Genomic DNA, 15,835 nt, shown 5'->3' with positions numbered 1-15,835 from the left:
CTTCACCATGGCTACTCCTCTGACGTCGCAGGAAATTCGATCCCTCACTAACCAAAGGCGGAAAGAGTCGATGAATCGGATCAAAATTTTTTCGGACGTATTCCCGTACCTCGCGATACCGGTGCTGGTGTATAATCTCGTGGCGTTCTTCTCGGGCGATGCGGCGCCTGGCGGCCCGCCGGCCATTCTCGCGACGATCGACGCGACGGTCGTCAGCGTGCCGATGCTTTCGGGGGTAACGTTGCAGCTGAGCTGGGCAGACATGCTGGTCGCGCTCGCCGTGGCCTTCCTGTTCATCGAGGTAGTGAAGGCGACCAGCACCGCGTCGGCCGGAATCATCAATCACATGCTGTCGATGCTGTTGTTCATCATATGCCTGATGGAATTCGTGGTGCTGGAAAGCTTCGCCACGGCTCCGTTCTTCATCATCACGCTGATCGTCCTGCTCGATGCGCTGGCCGGTATGGTCGTGACGATCGTTTCCGCGCGCCGCGATTTCGGCGTCGAAGGCATCGGCGCATGATCGCCGGAGCGCTGCGATTGCTGGGTCTGGCGCTGGGGGCCGGTTTGCTCACCGGATGCGCCTTCGCCCCGCAATTGCAGCGTGTCGCGATAGATCAGAACCAGATGGTGGCAGAAGTCGAGGACGAGCTGACGCTGCTCAATATCGTGCGCGCCAGCCATCGCTTCCCGCTGCACTTTACCGCCGTCAGCGAAGTGAACGGCAATGTCGAGGTGAGCGGCAGTGTCGGAATCGATGCCGCGCTCAAGAGCGGCACGGACACGTTCGAACCCGGCGCCGGCCTCAGCGCGAGGACGGCGCCCAATTTCAGGGCATCCGTGCTGGCGACCGAGACTTTCCAGCGCGGCATCCAGCAACCGATCACGGCGCAGACCGTTGCCTATTATCTCGATGCGGGCTGGCCCGATCAGCTGATCATGGCACTATTTATCGAACGGGTGGATGTCTATCGCCGTGGCGAACCCGAACGGGTGGCGTTTTCGGTCAGCAACGAACCCGAACAGACCGCCCGGTTTGGCGCATTGCTGTGCAATTTCGAACTCGCTGCAAGACCGACGGTCTCGTCCAGACCGCTGGCGGATTTCTCCGACCTGATCGACCTGCAGAAGCTTCAGGACAACGACACCGACTCCGAAACGAGACGCACCGAAATCAGCGCCTTCCTCGAACTGATCGGACGCGAAGGCGTGTCGCTATCTGGCGATACCCTGTTTCTGACCGGGTCGAGCAATTCCGTGATGGTCCAGAAGCTGAAGGAGCCGCGCTGCAACGACACTGCAACCCCGCTTCTCGACGCGGAAGGTGTGGTGATCGTGCCGCGCTTTCGTTCGACCCAGGGAGTCATCTATTTCCTGGGAGAATATGTCCGCACTGCGCGGCGGGGAAGCCAGTACTTGCTGCCATTTGCCAACACAGACTGCGATTCTGTTGGTGGCCCGGTGCGCCAGTTCCGGCCGATCATGACCGTCGATCGCGGAACCGGACGCGCCCTCGTTGCGACGCGGTTCGGCGGTGAACGCTATTTCATCCCTGCGGAGGAATCGGCCTCTTGCGAAGATGGCGCGGTGGTAGGCAGCCGCACGATGCAAGTGGTTGCCATCGTTCAGCAGCTGCTCAACCTGCACAAGAGCTCCGACCTGCTGCCCGCCTCGATCAGCGTGACCGGTATCAATTAGGCCTCCGACCGGGGTGTGAGCCTGCGAAGGGCTGCGCGAGCCTGTCCGAACGATGCGGCGCGCGGTTCGCCCAACTATCGGGCGCCGGCCGAGACGCCGGAGCATTTCGAGCAATTCTCCAGCTACGCCGAAGTAAGAAGGGCCGCTTATGCGGAACACTTCGAAGCTGCCGGACAGGTCCTCGCGTTGCGCCGCATCCTCGCTGTGAAGATCGAGTTCGCTCGCCGCTTCTCAAATGCACTATGGAGCAATCGACGCTAGTGCCGCTCGACAGCCCGCACAGCGACCTGATCGGCATCATTCGCGAAACCATTGGCGCGGAAGCGAGCCTCGAAATGGAAACCGCGTCGCACGACCTTTCCACGCTGGTTTTCTACGCCGATCGGAGCGACCGGCCGAGTCGATTCATCATCATCCGCCAGGACGGAACAAGCGCTTGCGTCGCTGCGTTCTGCCGGGCGATCGGTTTCGTGTCAGGAGCAGGCGGCTTCGGATGCAAGTTGACGCAAGGCTGCTGTATGCGTGCCGGGCTTGGCAACGCTCCGCGGCCAGCAGCGGCAAGGCAGGGGAATTCGTTGTCCGGAGAATCAAGCCCGGTTGATGGCCCCGCGATCTCGGCCGATCCGCCGTGCTGTTGCAACGACCGGCTTGAGGTGCGCGATCACCTGCGGAAACGGTTCGTTGATCGGAATTTTGCCTGCATGGGTTGAAGCGCGCTATCGACTCGTGACACGTTGCTGAGGCAGACAAGGGGTTGCGGGAGGCAGCGCGGAACAGTGATCAGGATTCGGAGGCGATCGCTTGTCCTGGCCGGTGCCTTGTTTCTGGCTGGCTGCGTATCTGCGCCCGCGCTGGGTGATGAGGCGTTCGTTGCGCTCGCCGATGCCTATGTCTCCCGCGACGCTGATGCTGCGGCGGCGCAATACGCCGAGAACGCGACCGTAATCTACGCGTACGACGGAGCGCCAGAGGAGCGTGCGGTGGGCAGGGACGCGATAGCGGCGTCCTTTGCCGGGTTCTTCGGTCAGATTGACGCGAGACTGCCGCTCGATCTCAACTTTCGGGTGACACAGCGTCAGGGCGCAAACGCCCGCGGATTCTACCGTTTGCGATTTGGAGGTCGCGAAACGAGCTACGGCGGCTTTGAAACGGAGCAATCCCCCGATGGGCTGTTGGTTCGCGACCGCAGTACCTCCGCAACTATCGTGGATTTCGAGGAAGCGCCGGGTCCATTGCTGGTGCGTGCGGACGAAAACGATCTCGACCGGGATTACTATGGCCTGCTTGCGGGCCGCTACCGGCTGCCGGACGGTTGTGATCTGGTGGTGACCCGGTCGGTTGTCCGCCTGTTCCTGCGCAACACCTGCGATCAGAGTTGGCGCGGACTGAACCGGAAATCGGGCCTCGAATGGACTGGCGGCGATCAGGTTCTGCCAGCCAGCGAGACTGTCGGATTTGCATTTGCGCCGGTAGCAGATGCACCGAGTGCGACGTTGAGAATGGCGAAGGACGCGCGCACGGCAACAGCGACGCGCAGCACGCCTTACGCGATGGAGGATGTTACCTTCGCTGCGGCTGACGGCACCCGGTTGGCAGGCACGATATACCACCCAAAGAATCCCGATCAGCGGCTCCCCGCCACGGTGCTGGTACATGGCTCAGGCCCGCAGGATCGCGATGGCTACGCCTCGATAATCGCCGTGCTCGCCGATGCGCTTGCCGCGCAAGGACGGGTCGTTCTGGCGTATGACAAGCGCGGCAGCGGCGCGTCGCAGGGCAACGGCGACGCAGCAGGTTTCGACGTACTGGCGCGCGATGCCGCATCGGCGATGGGGTATCTGCGCAGTCGTGCGGAGGTTGACCCCAAGAGGGTTGGCCTCGCCGGTTCGAGCCAGGCCGGATGGGTGGTTGCCAAGGCGATCGAGCAAGGCTCACAGCCAGCAGATGTCTTCCTGTTGGGAGCGGCAGGGGCAGCGTTTACGGTGCGCGAGCAGAACCTCTACAACACCGATGTGCGAATGGAATGTGCCGGAATCCCGGCATCCGCGCGCGAGAAGGCGCTGGCCCAACAGTCGGCCTTTTTCGATGCGATATATGATCGGAGCAAGGCCCCCGGCTCGATGAGTTGACGCGCGAGGCTTCCAGCGATCCAGCCATTCGCGACTGGCTGTTTCCGGGCAGCGAAGGGCTGGATGTCGAGAATGCGTGGTTTACGGTGCTCGATCCCGCCTTTGACCCTCTGCCGATCTGGCGCGCCTATGATGGCAAGGCAGTTTTCGTTTTCAGCGAGTTCGACGATTCGACCGACACTGCTGTTGCCGTCAAGCGATTGCGCGATCTTGATGTTTCCGTGAACGTCCTGCCGGGAGCTCAACATCTCGGGCTCGACGCCAGATCGAAATGCGATGGCGAAATCGCCGAGCGCAAGTCGTTCTCACCCGGACTGTTTGCAGAGCTGGCCGCATTTTCCCGGATCACGGGCGATGACAATCAATAGACCTCCCAGCGTCGTCCAGCTCTGGTTGGGAGGTTCGGCCTTGTTGTGGCTGTTATATGCATCGGTGTTCGCCATCACTCAGGGCCCGCGCGGATTGACGACCGTTGTCGATGCTGCGGCAAATGTCGGACCGCTGGTGCTGCTGACGGCAGCGGTACACCGATTCCTGAGTGACGTACTGGTTCGCTGGCCGGTGCACCGCCAGATCGTGCTGCACGTCCTTATGGCGCCGGTTTTTGCGCTGGCATGGTATTCGATGGTCGCCGTCTTGCTTGGCTTCATCATTGGAATGCGCGGGGGTGACTACGCGCCGTTCGGGTTCAGCGGGCCCGCTGCCACATGGCAGCTGTTTCAGGGCCTGATCCTGTATGCGCTTGTTGCGGCAATTTGTTATGCCATCCGCGGCGGAAGGGAGGCTGCGCAAGTGACGATTGTCGATAGCCGGGATGCACCGCTCAACCGGTACCTCGTCAAGGATGGGGACGGGCTGCGCCCGATCGATGTCGCCGATATCGTTTCCATCACCGGGGCACAGGACTACGCGGAGGTCACGATGCGCGGCGACAAGCATCTGGTCCGGATGAGCCTCGGGGAATTCGAGCGCTTGCTCGATCCGGCACGTTTCGTCAGGGTCCATCGCTCGGCGATCATCAATCTCGACCATCTATGCCTTGCAGAGCCCGCGGGCGGCGGCCGCATGATCGCGCGAATGAATAGCGGGCCCGATGTCCAGGTGAGCCGCGCCGGTGCCGCTTGCCTGAAGAAGCTTGTCGCCTAAAGCCGCGCGTTCGTCGCCCGTTTCGACCGCTCATGGAATTTTTGATCACGCAGCGAGGAATACGATAGGACCGGCGCATGAAAGCGTTGATCGTAGCGGGCCTGCTCGCCCTCACCCCGGTTCCCGTCCTCGCCGAAGATGTCCAGATTGCTGGCGCCGACATCGTCGCAGGACTTGCCCCTCAGATTGAGATCGAGCAATTGGACCCTGGCGAACGGGTTCGGGTTCATACCGTGCGAATGTTCGAAGTATGGGAATCGGGTCCCGAAAACGTGTGGAGGCCCATTCGCAAACCTCTCCATGCCTGGGCAGATTTTCGTGCTGATACCGAAGGGCGGGTACGACTCTGGCAAACAGCGCCGATCGCCGGAACATTCTCCGGCACCGATCCATACGGCATTCTGTGGTCGGGCAGGCCCCTCGTCTCGCATGCAGATGATCCGTTCTTGCCAGCCCAGTTCGATCTTGCTTCCGTGCCGGCCGGCGAGGGTGTCGTGCTGGTCACGCGCAATGGAGACATTGTGGCACGCACACGTCTGACGTTCGGGAACCCCGAAAACCTGATTGTGCAGCAGGTTGCCCAGGGCCGTCTGAACGGCGCCTATGCCGCACCCGCAGACGGTGAGAGTCATCCTGCTTTGATCTTGCTGCATGGTAGCGAAGGCGGAGATCGGGCGGCAGCCGAGGCGTTGGCCCAGCGCTTCGCAGCACACGGATACGCCGCTTTTGCCTTCAACTATTTCGCTTGGGACCTCAGCAATATCGAAGGAATCCCGAACGCCCATGTGAATCAGCCGATCGAAATGCTGACCAGTGTCCGCGAATGGCTCGCCGCGAGGCCCGAAGCCGACGTGACGCGGTTGGGCGTATACGGTCATTCCAAGGGTGCTGAATACGCCGAAGTCGCGGCAGTCCGCCTTCCCTGGATTGACGCGGTTGCAGCCTGCGTTCCGACCGACGTCGTCTGGCAAGGATACGGTGTGGGCGATGAGCGCAACCGGAAAACGAGCGATGCAGAGCCGCCGGAGCAGTATTCTTCGTTCAGCTGGAATGGTCGCCCGCTTCCTTACATCCCTCTCGATGGCGATCGCAGTGGCTTTCACACGAATACCGGCTTCTACGAGGCAAAGCGCGCCGAGCTGGGGGCAGGGGCGCAAGAAGCAGAGATACCGGTCGAGGCCGCGAACGCTTCGTTTCTGTGGTTGGGCGGCGGTCGCGACGAAGTATGGGCTTCCGGCGACATGGCTCGAAAGCTCGATGCTCGGATGCGTCTTGCAGGGCGAGGCAGCCAATCAGAACTGCATGTCTATGATGGAGCCGGACACGGCATTTGCGGTGACGGAACCTACCCGACGCGGGTCTGGAGATCGGATTCGTCCGACCCGCGCGATCCTGATCTCGATGCAACCGGGAGAGCGACGATCGATGCCTGGGCGCGGATCCTCGCTTTCTTTGCGCGCACTCTGAAATAGCGCGCACGCCTTCGCACTTGGGAGAAATTCTCGTGATTTGATCGCCTTGTCCGGAGATCCATTGCTTGACGTACGAGCGCTTTGCGAGATCGATACTCGCGTGAAAGCGGGCCGCATCGTTGAGCTCTCCGACGCCGGACGCAAAGCGACTCCCTCGGCTGCCCTGATCCCGAAATGGCCTTAAGCGTTCGTTGGAAAATGGATTATCGCTCGAACCGCGAATGCAATGACAGGTCGCCTTCACAATAGCCGTCAGCCCACGCCGGGTTGACCCTGTCCAGAAGGGCCGCTTCTCCAGCACCGAGTTCGTAGAAGGCAACCCGGCCATCTTGCCTTATATCAACGGCGTTAAGTGCGGATATCAGGCGATCATTCTCACTCGATCGGGTTGCCGAATGCGCGGTCCATGCGGCTGCGGCCTTGCGCTCGACGTAGCGGGCGGTGCCTTCCTGCCATGCCTGAAAATCGAAATAGCGCAGGTCTGCCGCGCCTATCGTCGCTGCAAAGGAACGGCGGGCCGTTAGAAATTTCGCAAGGCTTTCAGCCAGATCTCTGTCGTCTGCCTGCAGCGCTTCGGCCAATGAAACACCCAGTTCCCGCGCTGCATCCGCCGTATCCTCGTCCTGGTAGGGGAAGGGATAGTTCAACATCCACATCCCGGTCTGATCTCCGTTTGAAAGCCCCAGGTCCAGGGTCCGCTGGAAATAATTGGGGCATGCGAATTGTAACTGGTGGAAGTGTTCGTGAAGGACGGTGACGACCCACTCCTCGTTCGATTTTCCCGTCGCTTCCGGAGTCCCGATCACGATCGTCGAAATGCCATCATCGAGTGGGAATGTTGCAAGAAATGTCGGATCAAACACGCGCGAACGCGTCGCGACAGAACAACCGAGCTTCTCGTCGTAACTGTTCCTGAGAAAACCTGATGGCGGCTCGTTGGCGAAACAAAGCAGTTCCTCGGTATCGCCATCAACGAGTAACACTCGAAAATTGCCTGTAGCAAGGCCGGGCCAGACGCCGGCTTCTAGCGATGTCGCGAGCGAGCGCGCCTCGGCGACAAGCGCGCGGTTCGGGTGATGCGTTGGAGTGAGATCCTGGTGCGCACAAGACGCCAGTGCCAGAAGGCAGGAGACTGGGAGCCAATCGACGGAGCGGTATCGCATGACGTACATAATGACCTCCGCGCAAACGAGATTTGCGGCTTCAAGTGGTATGGGCGGAGTCACGTCGTGACAATAGGTCACGATCTTTCCGGCTATCTTGGCAGGTATGGCTCTTGCGATGAAGGTGACCGCTTTGCCACGCAGGATATCGCGCCGTATCGCGAAGGCGTTCGCGTGCACTTCCTTCAAAGTCACGAGCGAAAGTGACCCGAGCCCGGTATCGCGCCGCCTGGCCTCGAGGGACTTTCCGGGATCTCAATGGATGGTATAGGTGGCGGAGACGGAGGGATTCGAACCCTCGATACCCGTAGTAGGTATGGTTCCTTAGCAGGGAACTGGTTTCAGCCACTCACCCACGTCTCCGCACGCAGCCGTCATAGCCTGACCGGCTGCGAGCCGCGCGCTATAATCGGGCTGGCTGCGGGCGGCAAGGTCGGATGCGAGAAAAAGGCCGCGCCGCTCACGGTGCAGATGCGATCGCGGCGAGTTCGCCCTTCGTTCAGCCCGCCCCTCCTAATCGATTCGGTTCACCGCGTTTTCGATTCGCTTCACCGACTTGCGATTGTCGAATGCGGGGTGAAGGACTCTGCTTAGCGGTGCAGGAATGCGCACGCGGTTCCGGAAAGGCTGCAAGATGAAGGTTTCGATCGAGAAAAGTCTGGCGACATGGGCGCGGACACCGGTGCGCGCGGCGCTCGCAGGGATCGCGGCGCTGGCCCTGTTGGGCGCGCCGGCGAACGCACAGGATCTCGAGACGTTCGATCCCGACGATGCCTTCGCCTCGGCCCCTGCACAATCCCAGCCAACTGGCGGCATCGATGCCGATCTCGCCAATCCGGAGAACGGCTCCCGCTCGGCTGGCGCCTGGCCCAGCGCGACGCCCGTTCCCGCCAGTCCCTCTGCTTCGACCGACGTCGTCACCACGACCGCCCCCGGCTTCGACGATGAATTCTCGTCGTACGACGAGACCGGCAACGCCGGGGACAACCCGCAATGGGTCGATCCGGCCAGCGGCGTCGGTCCCGCGAATACCGCCACCGAAACCGCGCAATCGAGCTCGACCTACGGGGAGGACGACCTGATCGGCGCAGCCGAAGGCGTGTTCGGCAAGGGCGCGGAAGGGCTGGCCGGCCTGATCGAGGACCTGCTGCGCGAACAGGGCGAACCGAATGCCTATATCGTCGGCCGCGAAGCCGGCGGCGCTTTCGTGCTCGGCGCGCGCTATGGCTCGGGCACGCTGCATCACAAGGTCGAAGGCCAGCGCAAGGTCTACTGGACGGGCCCCTCGATCGGTTTCGACGTGGGTGCCAACGCCGCCAATTCGTTCGTCCTGGTCTACAACCTGTACGACAGCGAAGAGCTGTACGAGCGCTATCCGGCGGGGGAAGGCCAGGCCTATCTCGTCGGCGGGCTGCACGTGAGCTATTTGCGCAAGGGCGATGTGGTCTTGATCCCGATCCGTGTCGGCGCCGGGCTGCGGCTTGGCGTCAATGCAGGTTACATGAAATTCTCGAAGACGCAGCGCTGGTTGCCCTTCTGAGGTCGTAGCAAGCCAGCCCGCGACGGCCGCACAAGGTCGCGCGGGGGCAAAACGGTGCAAAAGGCGGTTGCGGCTCGTCCGCGCGCACGGCAAGGCTCGCGCATGATGCTGAACCGACTCGAAGCCCAGGCGCCCGACGCGCTTCTCGCCCTGATCAAGCTCCACGCCGCCGACGAGCGGCCCGACAAGATCGACCTCGGCGTCGGCGTGTACCGCACCGGGCAGGGCGACACGCCCGTGTTCGGCGCGATCAAGGCAGCCGAGCAGATGCTGGTCGATCAGCAGGATTCGAAGAGCTATCTGGGGCCCGAAGGTGACATGGGCTTCGTCAACGCGCTGATGCCTTACATTTTCGGAACCGATGCGACGATGGGCGGTCGCATCCAGGGCATGCAGACCCCCGGCGGAACCGGCGCGGTGCGGCTGGCGGCTGCGCTGGCGCAGAAGGCGGGAATGACCCGGCTGCACATGGGCGTTCCCAGCTGGCCCAACCATGCGCAAATCCTCAACGATCTTGCCATCGAGATGGCGACGTTCGACCATTCCCGGCCCGACGGCACCGCCGATCTCGATGCCGTGCTCGGTGCGATCCGGAGTGCGGGGCCGGACGAAGCGGTGCTGCTGCACGGATGTTGCCACAACCCGACCGGCATCGACTACACCGCCGATCAGTGGGAAGCGATCGGCGACGCGATCGTCGAAAGCGGGGTCTTCCCGATCATCGACTCCGCGTATCAGGGGCTCGGCGAGGGACTTGAGGAAGACGCCGCGGGAATGCGCAGCGTGCTGGCCAAGGTTCCCGAAGCCTTCATCTGCTACAGCTGCGACAAGAATTTCGGCATGTACCGCGACCGCGTCGGCGCGTTCTACGTCCTCGCCGATGGCGGCGACACGCTCGACACGGCGTTCTCGAACGCCAACGCGCTCGCGCGTGCGTGCTGGTCGATGCCACCCGATCATGGCGGGGCGGCGGTGCGCCTGATCCTGCGCGACAGCGATCTCACCAGAATGTGGCTCGACGAGCTCGACCAGATGCGCGGGCGCATGCGCCAGGTGCGCGCAACCCTGGCCGAGGCGGGCACCGTCGGGAGCGTCGACCTCACACCGCTTGGCGGGCAGAACGGGCTGTTCTCGATGCTGCCGGTGACGAAGGAGCAGGTCGTGCAGCTGCGTGAGGAGCACGGCATCTACATGGCGGCATCGGGCCGGATCAATATCGCCGGGCTGACCACGGGCAATATCGAGAAGTTCGTGGACGCGCTGGCGGCTGTTACGGGCTGACAAGGCCGAAGTTGACACACCTGACACTGTGTCAAGCGCCCGTTTTGGCGGTAACCTTCTGATATATCCGTGGAAATTGGTCTCGAAGCGAAGTTGACACTTTTCCAACCCGGTTTCGCGTCTCGCGCGAAGGGAAATGAGGGGTGAAACCGGCATCGAAGCAGCTAGGCACGGACCGGGGGAGTAGGAAAGGCGGGATTTCGATGGCGCCAGCCGAATTGGACCGCCAGCCGACGCTCGAAGGCGAGCGGGTGCATTTGCGGCCGCTGAAGGAAGACGACTGGGAGGCGCTGTTCGCGGTCGCCAGCGATCCCGGCATCTGGGAACAGCACCCGATGCACGACCGCTGGCGCGAGGACGTGTTCCGCGTGTTCTTCGACGACGCGCTGGCCAAGCGCGGGGCGCTGGCGGTGATCGATCCGCAGACCGGCGCAGTGATCGGTTCGACCCGCTATCAGGCGTACGATCCCGAGGACGGCGGCTCGGTCGAGATCGGCTGGACGTTCCTTGCGCGCAGATACTGGGGCCAGGGCATCAATCCGGAGATGAAGCGCCTGATGCTCGAACATGCATTCCGGAGCGTCGAACGGGTCGATTTCCGGGTGGGCGAAACCAACTACCGTTCACGCATCGCGCTGGAGCAGATCGGTGCAGAACGGACGCGGCGCACCGAGCTCGACCGGTATCAGGGCAAGCGGGTGCTGCATCTGGTGTACGCGATTACGCGGGAAGGGTTTGAGAGCGGGCCGTTGGCGCGGGACTAGAAAACCCTCGTCGCCCCGGCTCTAGTGTGCTTTGCACAGCTTCGCTTCCCGGGGCGAGGACCGAGCTATCTCGCCTTCGCCAGCCCCTGCATGCGCTTGAGGTAGCGCGCCAGCACGTCGATCTCGAGATTGACCCGGTCGCCCACCGCCAGGTCGCCGAGCGTCGTCACAGCGCCGGTGTGCGGGATGATGTTGAGCGCGAAATCGCACATCCCGTCGGGCCGGTCGCGCACGTCGTTGACTGTTAGCGAGACGCCGTCGACCGTGATCGAGCCCTTTTCGGCGATGAACGGTGCCATCTCGGCGCGCGCGCGGATCGCGACCTTCCACGAATCCCCCTCGGCCCGGGCCATCACCACCTCGCCGATCGAATCGACATGGCCGGTGACGATGTGCCCGCCCAGCTCGTCGCCGAGCCGCAGCGAGGGCTCGATGTTGAGTGCGCGCCCTGTGGCCCACATTCCGCCGACCGTGCGCGACACCGTTTCGCCCGAAACATCGACGTCGAACCACGCTTCGCCAGCACTGCCGCCGCGATCGACCACGGTCAGGCATACGCCCGAACACGCGATCGAGGCGCCGATGTCGATCTTGGCGGGATCGAGCGGCGCGGCGATCCGCACGCGCAGATCGCCCCGCTGATCGGTGCTGGTGATGGTGCCGATGGCGGTTACGATACCGGTGAACATGGAGCCCCTCCCTATCGCACCCGCAGATAGGCCGAGAACGCGTCGCTGCCAAGCTGGCGTGCCTCGCGCTTTTCCCAGCGCCCATGGGCGTTTGCGAGATCCGCGAGGCCGATCTCGGCGATCGCGCGCATCCCCGCTCCGATCACGATCGGCGCGGTGTAGATATGCAGTTCGTCGACGAGGTCTTCGCGCAGGAAGCTGGCTGCGGTCTGCGCGCCGCCTTCGACATAGAGATAGTGCACTGCGCCGAGTTCGCCGATCTGGTCGGGACGGTTGATGATCGAGACGCCTTCGGGCTTGACCCCGCGGGTGAGCAGCAGGCGGTCCGGACTGCGCTGTTCGAGGCCCGGCAGGCGCACGTCGAGCCGTGGGCGATCGGCGCGCCAGGTGGCTCCGCCGACGAGAATCGCATCGTGCCGGGCACGCTGGGCGTGGACATGCGCGCGCGCGGGCTCGCCGGTAATCCACTGGCTGGTGCCGTCCGCAAGCGCGATACAGCCGTCGAGCGAGAGCGCGAGCTTGAGCGTGACAAACGGGCGACCCAGGTGCTGCCGGGTGAGATAGCCGGCGAGGCTGCGCGCGGAAGCCGGGTCGTCGAGTGTGGCCACGGCGATCCCGGCCCGTTCCAGCCGCGCGATCCCCTGGCCCGAGGTGCGCGGATCGGGATCGCGCTGGCCGATGACGACGCGGGCGGGACGGGCCTGCGCAACCACATCGGCGCAGGCGGGGCCGCGCGCGGATTCATGCGCGCACGGCTCGAGCGTTACATACAGCGTGGCTCCCCCGGCGGCGCCGGAGCCGAGCCTGCCAAGCGCCTGCGCTTCGGCATGGGGGCGTCCGCCGCGCTGGGTCCAGCCGCTCGCCAACACGCGCCCGTCGCGCACCAGCAGCGCGCCGACGGCGGGGTTGGGGCGCGAAAGCGGACGGGCCCGCGCGGCCAGCCGCGCGGCGGCGGCCATCCAGGTCCGATCGTCGGGGGTGTGAACCGCTATGGATTGGAGCCTTCGGCCGGGCGGTTCACGGTGCTTTCGGCGCTGCGTCCGAACATCGCGTCGCGCTGCGCCTGTTCTTCGGCTTCGGCGGCGGCGCGCTCCGCATCGGCGCGCTGTTCGATCTCTTCGACATCCATCCCCGCCGCAGCGCCCAGTGCCTTGTAGAGATCGCGCTTGCGCTGCGCGAGGTCGGCCTCGGCCTGTTCGCGCAGTTCCTTCACCTCCTGGTTCTCGAGGTTCGAGGCGGTAATCTCGTCGTCGGTCCGGTCCGGATCGAACGTGGTGATGTACGAGATGCTGGGGCGTTCGGGGTCCTTGTAGACCGTTTCGCCCGAAAGCCAGTACAGGACAACGCCGAACGGCAGCATGGAGACGAACAGGATCGGCCACCGATAGGGGTTGGGTTTCCGGACCTCGTGCCAGAAATCCGCAATCCCCGGGGCCGGGTTGAAGCGCGACTTCGAAAATACCGACATGCGCGGTGATATAGGGACTTGGCGGCAGGGACGCCAGCCTCCTGCGGCGAAACCGGGCTAGGGATATTCGACGCTGATCGGCACCCGTCCGCGCAGCTTGCCGGCGCCGTCGGTCCCGGCGTCGATCACCAGCGTGCCGGAAAACCGGAACTCGAGCCGCCCATCGATATCGAGCCGCGGCATGGCGGGAAGGGTCGTGACGACATCGCGCATCGTCGCCCGGCCGCCGGTGGGATCGCGCATCGCCACTTCGTTGGGCATGGCGATACGCACTTCTTCGAGCGGTGCGCCGGAGATCACCGCGCGGCCCGAAACCGCGATCCCGCCCAGGTCGTCGATATCGCCGATCAGCCGCTTCTCGCCCGTGTCGAGGTCGAGCAGCACGCGCCCTTCGCCCTTGCCGAGCAACACCAGCCTACCGAAGTCGACGTCGCTTTCGATCGTGATTTCGAGCCGCTGGCAATTGCGTCCGTTCTTCGGCGGCTTTTTCTGGTTGCCGTTGCCCCGACAACCCGGCGGCAGGTCGCAATTGGGGCACGCGCCCTGCGCTCGCAGCGGAACGGGAGCCGGAATGGCAAGGCTGATTGCAGCCGCAATAAGGGCAGCGCGTCGAAACATGACCGCTTTTTAAGCAATCAGGGTTAACGAAGACCTACGTAGTCCACGCGGGGCGATCGGGAATCACCCGAAGCTCGCGTAGAGCGAGCGACCGTGCTGCTTCAGCCAGCGGTCGGCGACCTTGACGTCGCCTTCGTAGATGTCGCCGAGCAGCGCGTGAAAGTCGGGACTGTGGTCGAAATGGACCAGATGCGCGACTTCATGTGCGACCACCGATCGGCGGACAGGGTCGGGAGCCTGCACCAGCCGCCAGTTGATCCGGATACGGGCCTTGTCCGAACAGCTGCCCCAGCGCTTTTGCGCGCGCGACAGCGCGACCGGCACCGGATCGAGCGCGGCTGCGGCGCAATATTCGCCCGCGTCGGCTTCGAACAGCGCCAGCGCCTCGCGCTCCATCCATCGCCGCACGCGGGCAACGAAGCCCGACTGCTGGCCGCCGAGCATAAGCGTTCCCCCGGCATGCCGGGGTCGGCGCGGAGCGCTCTCATCCCAGATGAGCTCCAGCCTTTCGCCGCGATAGAGCACGTCGCCGCCCGGTGCCGGTTCGGCCGCGCGCGGGATCTTCGCCAGCTGCGCGTTGAGCCATTCGGCGCGGGCATGGGCGAAGGCTATCGCTTCGTGCGATCGCGCCCATTGCGGCAAGGTGATCTGCACCGAATTGCCGTCCGGCGCGAGCCGCAAGGTCAGCCGCTTGGCGCGGGGATGCCGGCGCAGCACGATCGGCAGCGTTTCGCCGCCCAGTTCGATCTCGGGATCGGTCGCTCCGCGCTTGAGCCAGTCGATCATGCCCGCTCCCACTCGACGATGTGGTGCTCCAGCGGCCCCGCATCGGTTTCGCTCACAACGCGGCCAGCCACCGAAACGCCGGCGCGCTGCACCGCTTCGCGATCGCCGCTGATGAGATAATGCCATTCCGGCAAGGACTTCCCGGCGGCGCGGCGGCGATAGGCGCAGGTCGTCGGCAGCCACGGCACATCGTCCATGATCGCCAGCGTCAGCCGCAGGCAATCGGGGACGAACGCCTTGCGGTTGCGATAGTCGCGGCATTGCGCCGTTCCGGTATCGAGCAGCTTGCAGGCGACGTTGGTGTCGGCGATTTCGCCGGTATCGGCATCCTCGATCTTGTGCAGGCAACACCGCCCGCACCCGTCGCACAGCGCCTCCCATTCCGCACGGGTCAGCTCCGCCAGCGGGAGCTCCCAGAAGGCGTCCCTCAACTCACCCATTTCGCGATTTCGGCGGCGACCGCATCGGCACCCTGGTCGACCGGCAAGGTGGCCAGCGGCTCGCCGCTCGGGCCGAACAGGTAGACGATGTTCGAATGGTTCATCAGATAACTGCCGTCGGGCGTGCTCTCGCCCTTTTCGTAATAGACGCGGAAGGTGTCGGCTGCGGCCTTCACCTGATCGGGCGTACCGGTCAGCCCGATCAGCCGCTCCGAAAAGGCACCGGTGAACTCGTCCACCACTTCGCGGGTGTCGCGTTCGGGATCGATCGTGATGAAGATCGGCTGGACCTTTGGGGCGAGATCGGGATCGGCTTCGCTCGCGATATTGAGCCCTTGCGTCATCCGCTGCACATCGGTGGGGCAGATATCGGGGCAATAGGCGTAGCCGAAATACACGATCCGGTATCGCCCGTCGAAATCGCTCCAGCGCACGGTTTCGCCTCCTGGTCCCGACAGCGCGAATTCGCCGCCGATATCGGCGCCTGCGAGCGGCGGCTCTCCCGGTCCAGCGTCGACCGGACCGCTGCAGGCCGACAGCGTGAGGGCCGCGCCTATCGCCAAAGCTGCGAGCGCACGGAGCGGGTTGGACGAAGGCTTGGCGTTGTGGTTCATGCTCTGCTAACTGGCGTTGACGCATCG

General features: G+C 63.8%; 18 protein-coding genes and 1 tRNA gene. 10 read left to right on the top strand and 9 right to left on the bottom strand.

What is annotated here, in order from left to right:
- Positions 1–70: 70 nt before the first annotated feature.
- From KDC96_RS10020 to KDC96_RS09990, 7 genes are all read left to right on the top strand, one after another.
- The gene (locus KDC96_RS10020; protein WP_212448303.1) at positions 71–523 is read left to right on the top strand and encodes a hypothetical protein; all 453 of its coding nucleotides are present in this window, start codon (positions 71–73) and stop codon (positions 521–523) included.
- Positions 520–1,698: a hypothetical protein gene (locus tag KDC96_RS10015; RefSeq protein ID WP_212448302.1), complete on the top strand. Its 1,179-nt coding sequence runs from the start codon at positions 520–522 to the stop codon at positions 1,696–1,698. Before KDC96_RS10020 ends, KDC96_RS10015 begins: the two co-directional genes overlap by 4 nt.
- Before the next feature lie 242 nt (positions 1,699–1,940).
- Positions 1,941–2,408: a hypothetical protein gene (locus KDC96_RS10010; protein ID WP_212448301.1), complete on the top strand. Its 468-nt coding sequence runs from the start codon at positions 1,941–1,943 to the stop codon at positions 2,406–2,408.
- 66 nt (positions 2,409–2,474) lie between these two features.
- Positions 2,475–3,827 (top strand): alpha/beta hydrolase, encoded by a 1,353-nt coding sequence (locus tag KDC96_RS10005; protein WP_212448300.1) that lies wholly within the window; start codon positions 2,475–2,477, stop codon positions 3,825–3,827.
- Entirely contained in the window at positions 3,824–4,195 is a 372-nt protein-coding gene (locus KDC96_RS10000) for a hypothetical protein (protein ID WP_212448299.1), read from the top strand. The genes KDC96_RS10005 and KDC96_RS10000 overlap by 4 nt, the downstream gene beginning before the upstream one ends.
- A gap of 25 nt (positions 4,196–4,220) precedes the next feature.
- Positions 4,221–4,973, top strand: coding sequence for a LytTR family DNA-binding domain-containing protein (locus tag KDC96_RS09995; RefSeq protein ID WP_212448298.1), 753 nt, complete (start codon positions 4,221–4,223; stop codon positions 4,971–4,973).
- 77 nt (positions 4,974–5,050) lie between these two features.
- The gene (locus tag KDC96_RS09990; protein ID WP_212448297.1) at positions 5,051–6,445 is read left to right on the top strand and encodes an acyl-CoA thioester hydrolase/BAAT C-terminal domain-containing protein; all 1,395 of its coding nucleotides are present in this window, start codon (positions 5,051–5,053) and stop codon (positions 6,443–6,445) included.
- Between the two features lie 203 nt (positions 6,446–6,648).
- On the opposite strand, the gene KDC96_RS09985 is transcribed toward KDC96_RS09990, so the two are convergent.
- Together KDC96_RS09985 and KDC96_RS09980 are read right to left on the bottom strand one after the other, a co-directional pair.
- The gene (locus tag KDC96_RS09985) at positions 6,649–7,788 is read right to left on the bottom strand and encodes a hypothetical protein (protein ID WP_212448296.1); all 1,140 of its coding nucleotides are present in this window, start codon (positions 7,786–7,788) and stop codon (positions 6,649–6,651) included.
- 92 nt (positions 7,789–7,880) lie between these two features.
- A tRNA-Ser gene (locus KDC96_RS09980) sits at positions 7,881–7,971 on the bottom strand.
- A 271-nt stretch (positions 7,972–8,242) separates the two neighbouring features.
- On the opposite strand from KDC96_RS09980, the gene KDC96_RS09975 reads away from it, so the two are divergent.
- The 3 genes from KDC96_RS09975 (at position 8,243) to KDC96_RS09965 (ending at position 11,193) form a co-directional block, all read left to right on the top strand.
- The gene (locus KDC96_RS09975) at positions 8,243–9,148 is read left to right on the top strand and encodes a DUF1134 domain-containing protein (protein ID WP_212448295.1); all 906 of its coding nucleotides are present in this window, start codon (positions 8,243–8,245) and stop codon (positions 9,146–9,148) included.
- A gap of 105 nt (positions 9,149–9,253) precedes the next feature.
- Positions 9,254–10,429: an aromatic amino acid transaminase gene (locus KDC96_RS09970; protein ID WP_212452582.1), complete on the top strand. Its 1,176-nt coding sequence runs from the start codon at positions 9,254–9,256 to the stop codon at positions 10,427–10,429.
- Between the two features lie 203 nt (positions 10,430–10,632).
- Positions 10,633–11,193 (top strand): GNAT family N-acetyltransferase, encoded by a 561-nt coding sequence (locus tag KDC96_RS09965; RefSeq protein WP_212448294.1) that lies wholly within the window; start codon positions 10,633–10,635, stop codon positions 11,191–11,193.
- 65 nt (positions 11,194–11,258) lie between these two features.
- Here KDC96_RS09965 and KDC96_RS09960 read toward each other — a convergent pair whose 3' ends face one another.
- The 7 genes from KDC96_RS09960 to KDC96_RS09930 all read right to left on the bottom strand — a co-directional run bounded on the left by KDC96_RS09960 (position 11,259) and on the right by KDC96_RS09930 (position 15,808).
- Complete coding sequence (locus KDC96_RS09960; RefSeq protein ID WP_212448293.1) at positions 11,259–11,882, bottom strand: riboflavin synthase; 624 nt, start codon at positions 11,880–11,882, stop codon at positions 11,259–11,261.
- A gap of 11 nt (positions 11,883–11,893) precedes the next feature.
- Positions 11,894–12,874, bottom strand: coding sequence for a bifunctional diaminohydroxyphosphoribosylaminopyrimidine deaminase/5-amino-6-(5-phosphoribosylamino)uracil reductase RibD (ribD, locus tag KDC96_RS09955; protein ID WP_371815554.1), 981 nt, complete (start codon positions 12,872–12,874; stop codon positions 11,894–11,896).
- Positions 12,871–13,350, bottom strand: coding sequence for a hypothetical protein (locus KDC96_RS09950; protein ID WP_212448291.1), 480 nt, complete (start codon positions 13,348–13,350; stop codon positions 12,871–12,873). Before KDC96_RS09950 ends, ribD begins: the two co-directional genes overlap by 4 nt.
- Positions 13,351–13,407: 57 nt before the next feature.
- Positions 13,408–13,968: a DUF4402 domain-containing protein gene (locus tag KDC96_RS09945; RefSeq protein WP_212448290.1), complete on the bottom strand. Its 561-nt coding sequence runs from the start codon at positions 13,966–13,968 to the stop codon at positions 13,408–13,410.
- 63 nt (positions 13,969–14,031) lie between these two features.
- The gene (locus tag KDC96_RS09940; RefSeq protein ID WP_212448289.1) at positions 14,032–14,754 is read right to left on the bottom strand and encodes a M48 family metallopeptidase; all 723 of its coding nucleotides are present in this window, start codon (positions 14,752–14,754) and stop codon (positions 14,032–14,034) included.
- Positions 14,751–15,194, bottom strand: a complete 444-nt coding sequence (locus KDC96_RS09935) for a YcgN family cysteine cluster protein (RefSeq protein WP_212448288.1) — start codon at positions 15,192–15,194, stop codon at positions 14,751–14,753. Before KDC96_RS09935 ends, KDC96_RS09940 begins: the two co-directional genes overlap by 4 nt.
- Entirely contained in the window at positions 15,182–15,808 is a 627-nt protein-coding gene (locus KDC96_RS09930) for an SCO family protein (RefSeq protein ID WP_212448287.1), read from the bottom strand. The genes KDC96_RS09935 and KDC96_RS09930 overlap by 13 nt, the downstream gene beginning before the upstream one ends.
- Between the last annotated feature and the right edge of the window lie 27 nt (positions 15,809–15,835).

The sequence above is a fragment of the Erythrobacter sp. JK5 genome, from assembly GCF_018205975.1.
Lineage (GTDB): Bacteria > Pseudomonadota > Alphaproteobacteria > Sphingomonadales > Sphingomonadaceae > Erythrobacter.
This window is presented reverse-complemented; position numbering and strand designations above follow the sequence as displayed.

Bases quoted from the DNA above. Each gene is read 5' to 3' on its own strand.
- KDC96_RS10020 (WP_212448303.1), top strand. From the start codon at position 71: ATGAATCGGATCAAAATTTTTTCGGACGTATTCCCGTACCTCGCGATA.
- KDC96_RS10015 (WP_212448302.1), top strand. From the start codon at position 520: ATGATCGCCGGAGCGCTGCGATTGCTGGGTCTGGCGCTGGGGGCCGGT.
- KDC96_RS10010 (WP_212448301.1), top strand. From the start codon at position 1,941: ATGGAGCAATCGACGCTAGTGCCGCTCGACAGCCCGCACAGCGACCTG.
- KDC96_RS09990 (WP_212448297.1), top strand. From the start codon at position 5,051: ATGAAAGCGTTGATCGTAGCGGGCCTGCTCGCCCTCACCCCGGTTCCC.
- KDC96_RS09975 (WP_212448295.1), top strand. From the start codon at position 8,243: ATGAAGGTTTCGATCGAGAAAAGTCTGGCGACATGGGCGCGGACACCG.
- KDC96_RS09970 (WP_212452582.1), top strand. From the start codon at position 9,254: ATGCTGAACCGACTCGAAGCCCAGGCGCCCGACGCGCTTCTCGCCCTG.
- KDC96_RS09965 (WP_212448294.1), top strand. From the start codon at position 10,633: ATGGCGCCAGCCGAATTGGACCGCCAGCCGACGCTCGAAGGCGAGCGG.
- KDC96_RS09960 (WP_212448293.1), bottom strand. From the start codon at position 11,882: ATGTTCACCGGTATCGTAACCGCCATCGGCACCATCACCAGCACCGAT.
- KDC96_RS09950 (WP_212448291.1), bottom strand. From the start codon at position 13,350: ATGTCGGTATTTTCGAAGTCGCGCTTCAACCCGGCCCCGGGGATTGCG.
- KDC96_RS09945 (WP_212448290.1), bottom strand. From the start codon at position 13,968: ATGTTTCGACGCGCTGCCCTTATTGCGGCTGCAATCAGCCTTGCCATT.
- KDC96_RS09940 (WP_212448289.1), bottom strand. From the start codon at position 14,754: ATGATCGACTGGCTCAAGCGCGGAGCGACCGATCCCGAGATCGAACTG.
- KDC96_RS09935 (WP_212448288.1), bottom strand. From the start codon at position 15,194: ATGGGTGAGTTGAGGGACGCCTTCTGGGAGCTCCCGCTGGCGGAGCTG.
- KDC96_RS09930 (WP_212448287.1), bottom strand. From the start codon at position 15,808: ATGAACCACAACGCCAAGCCTTCGTCCAACCCGCTCCGTGCGCTCGCA.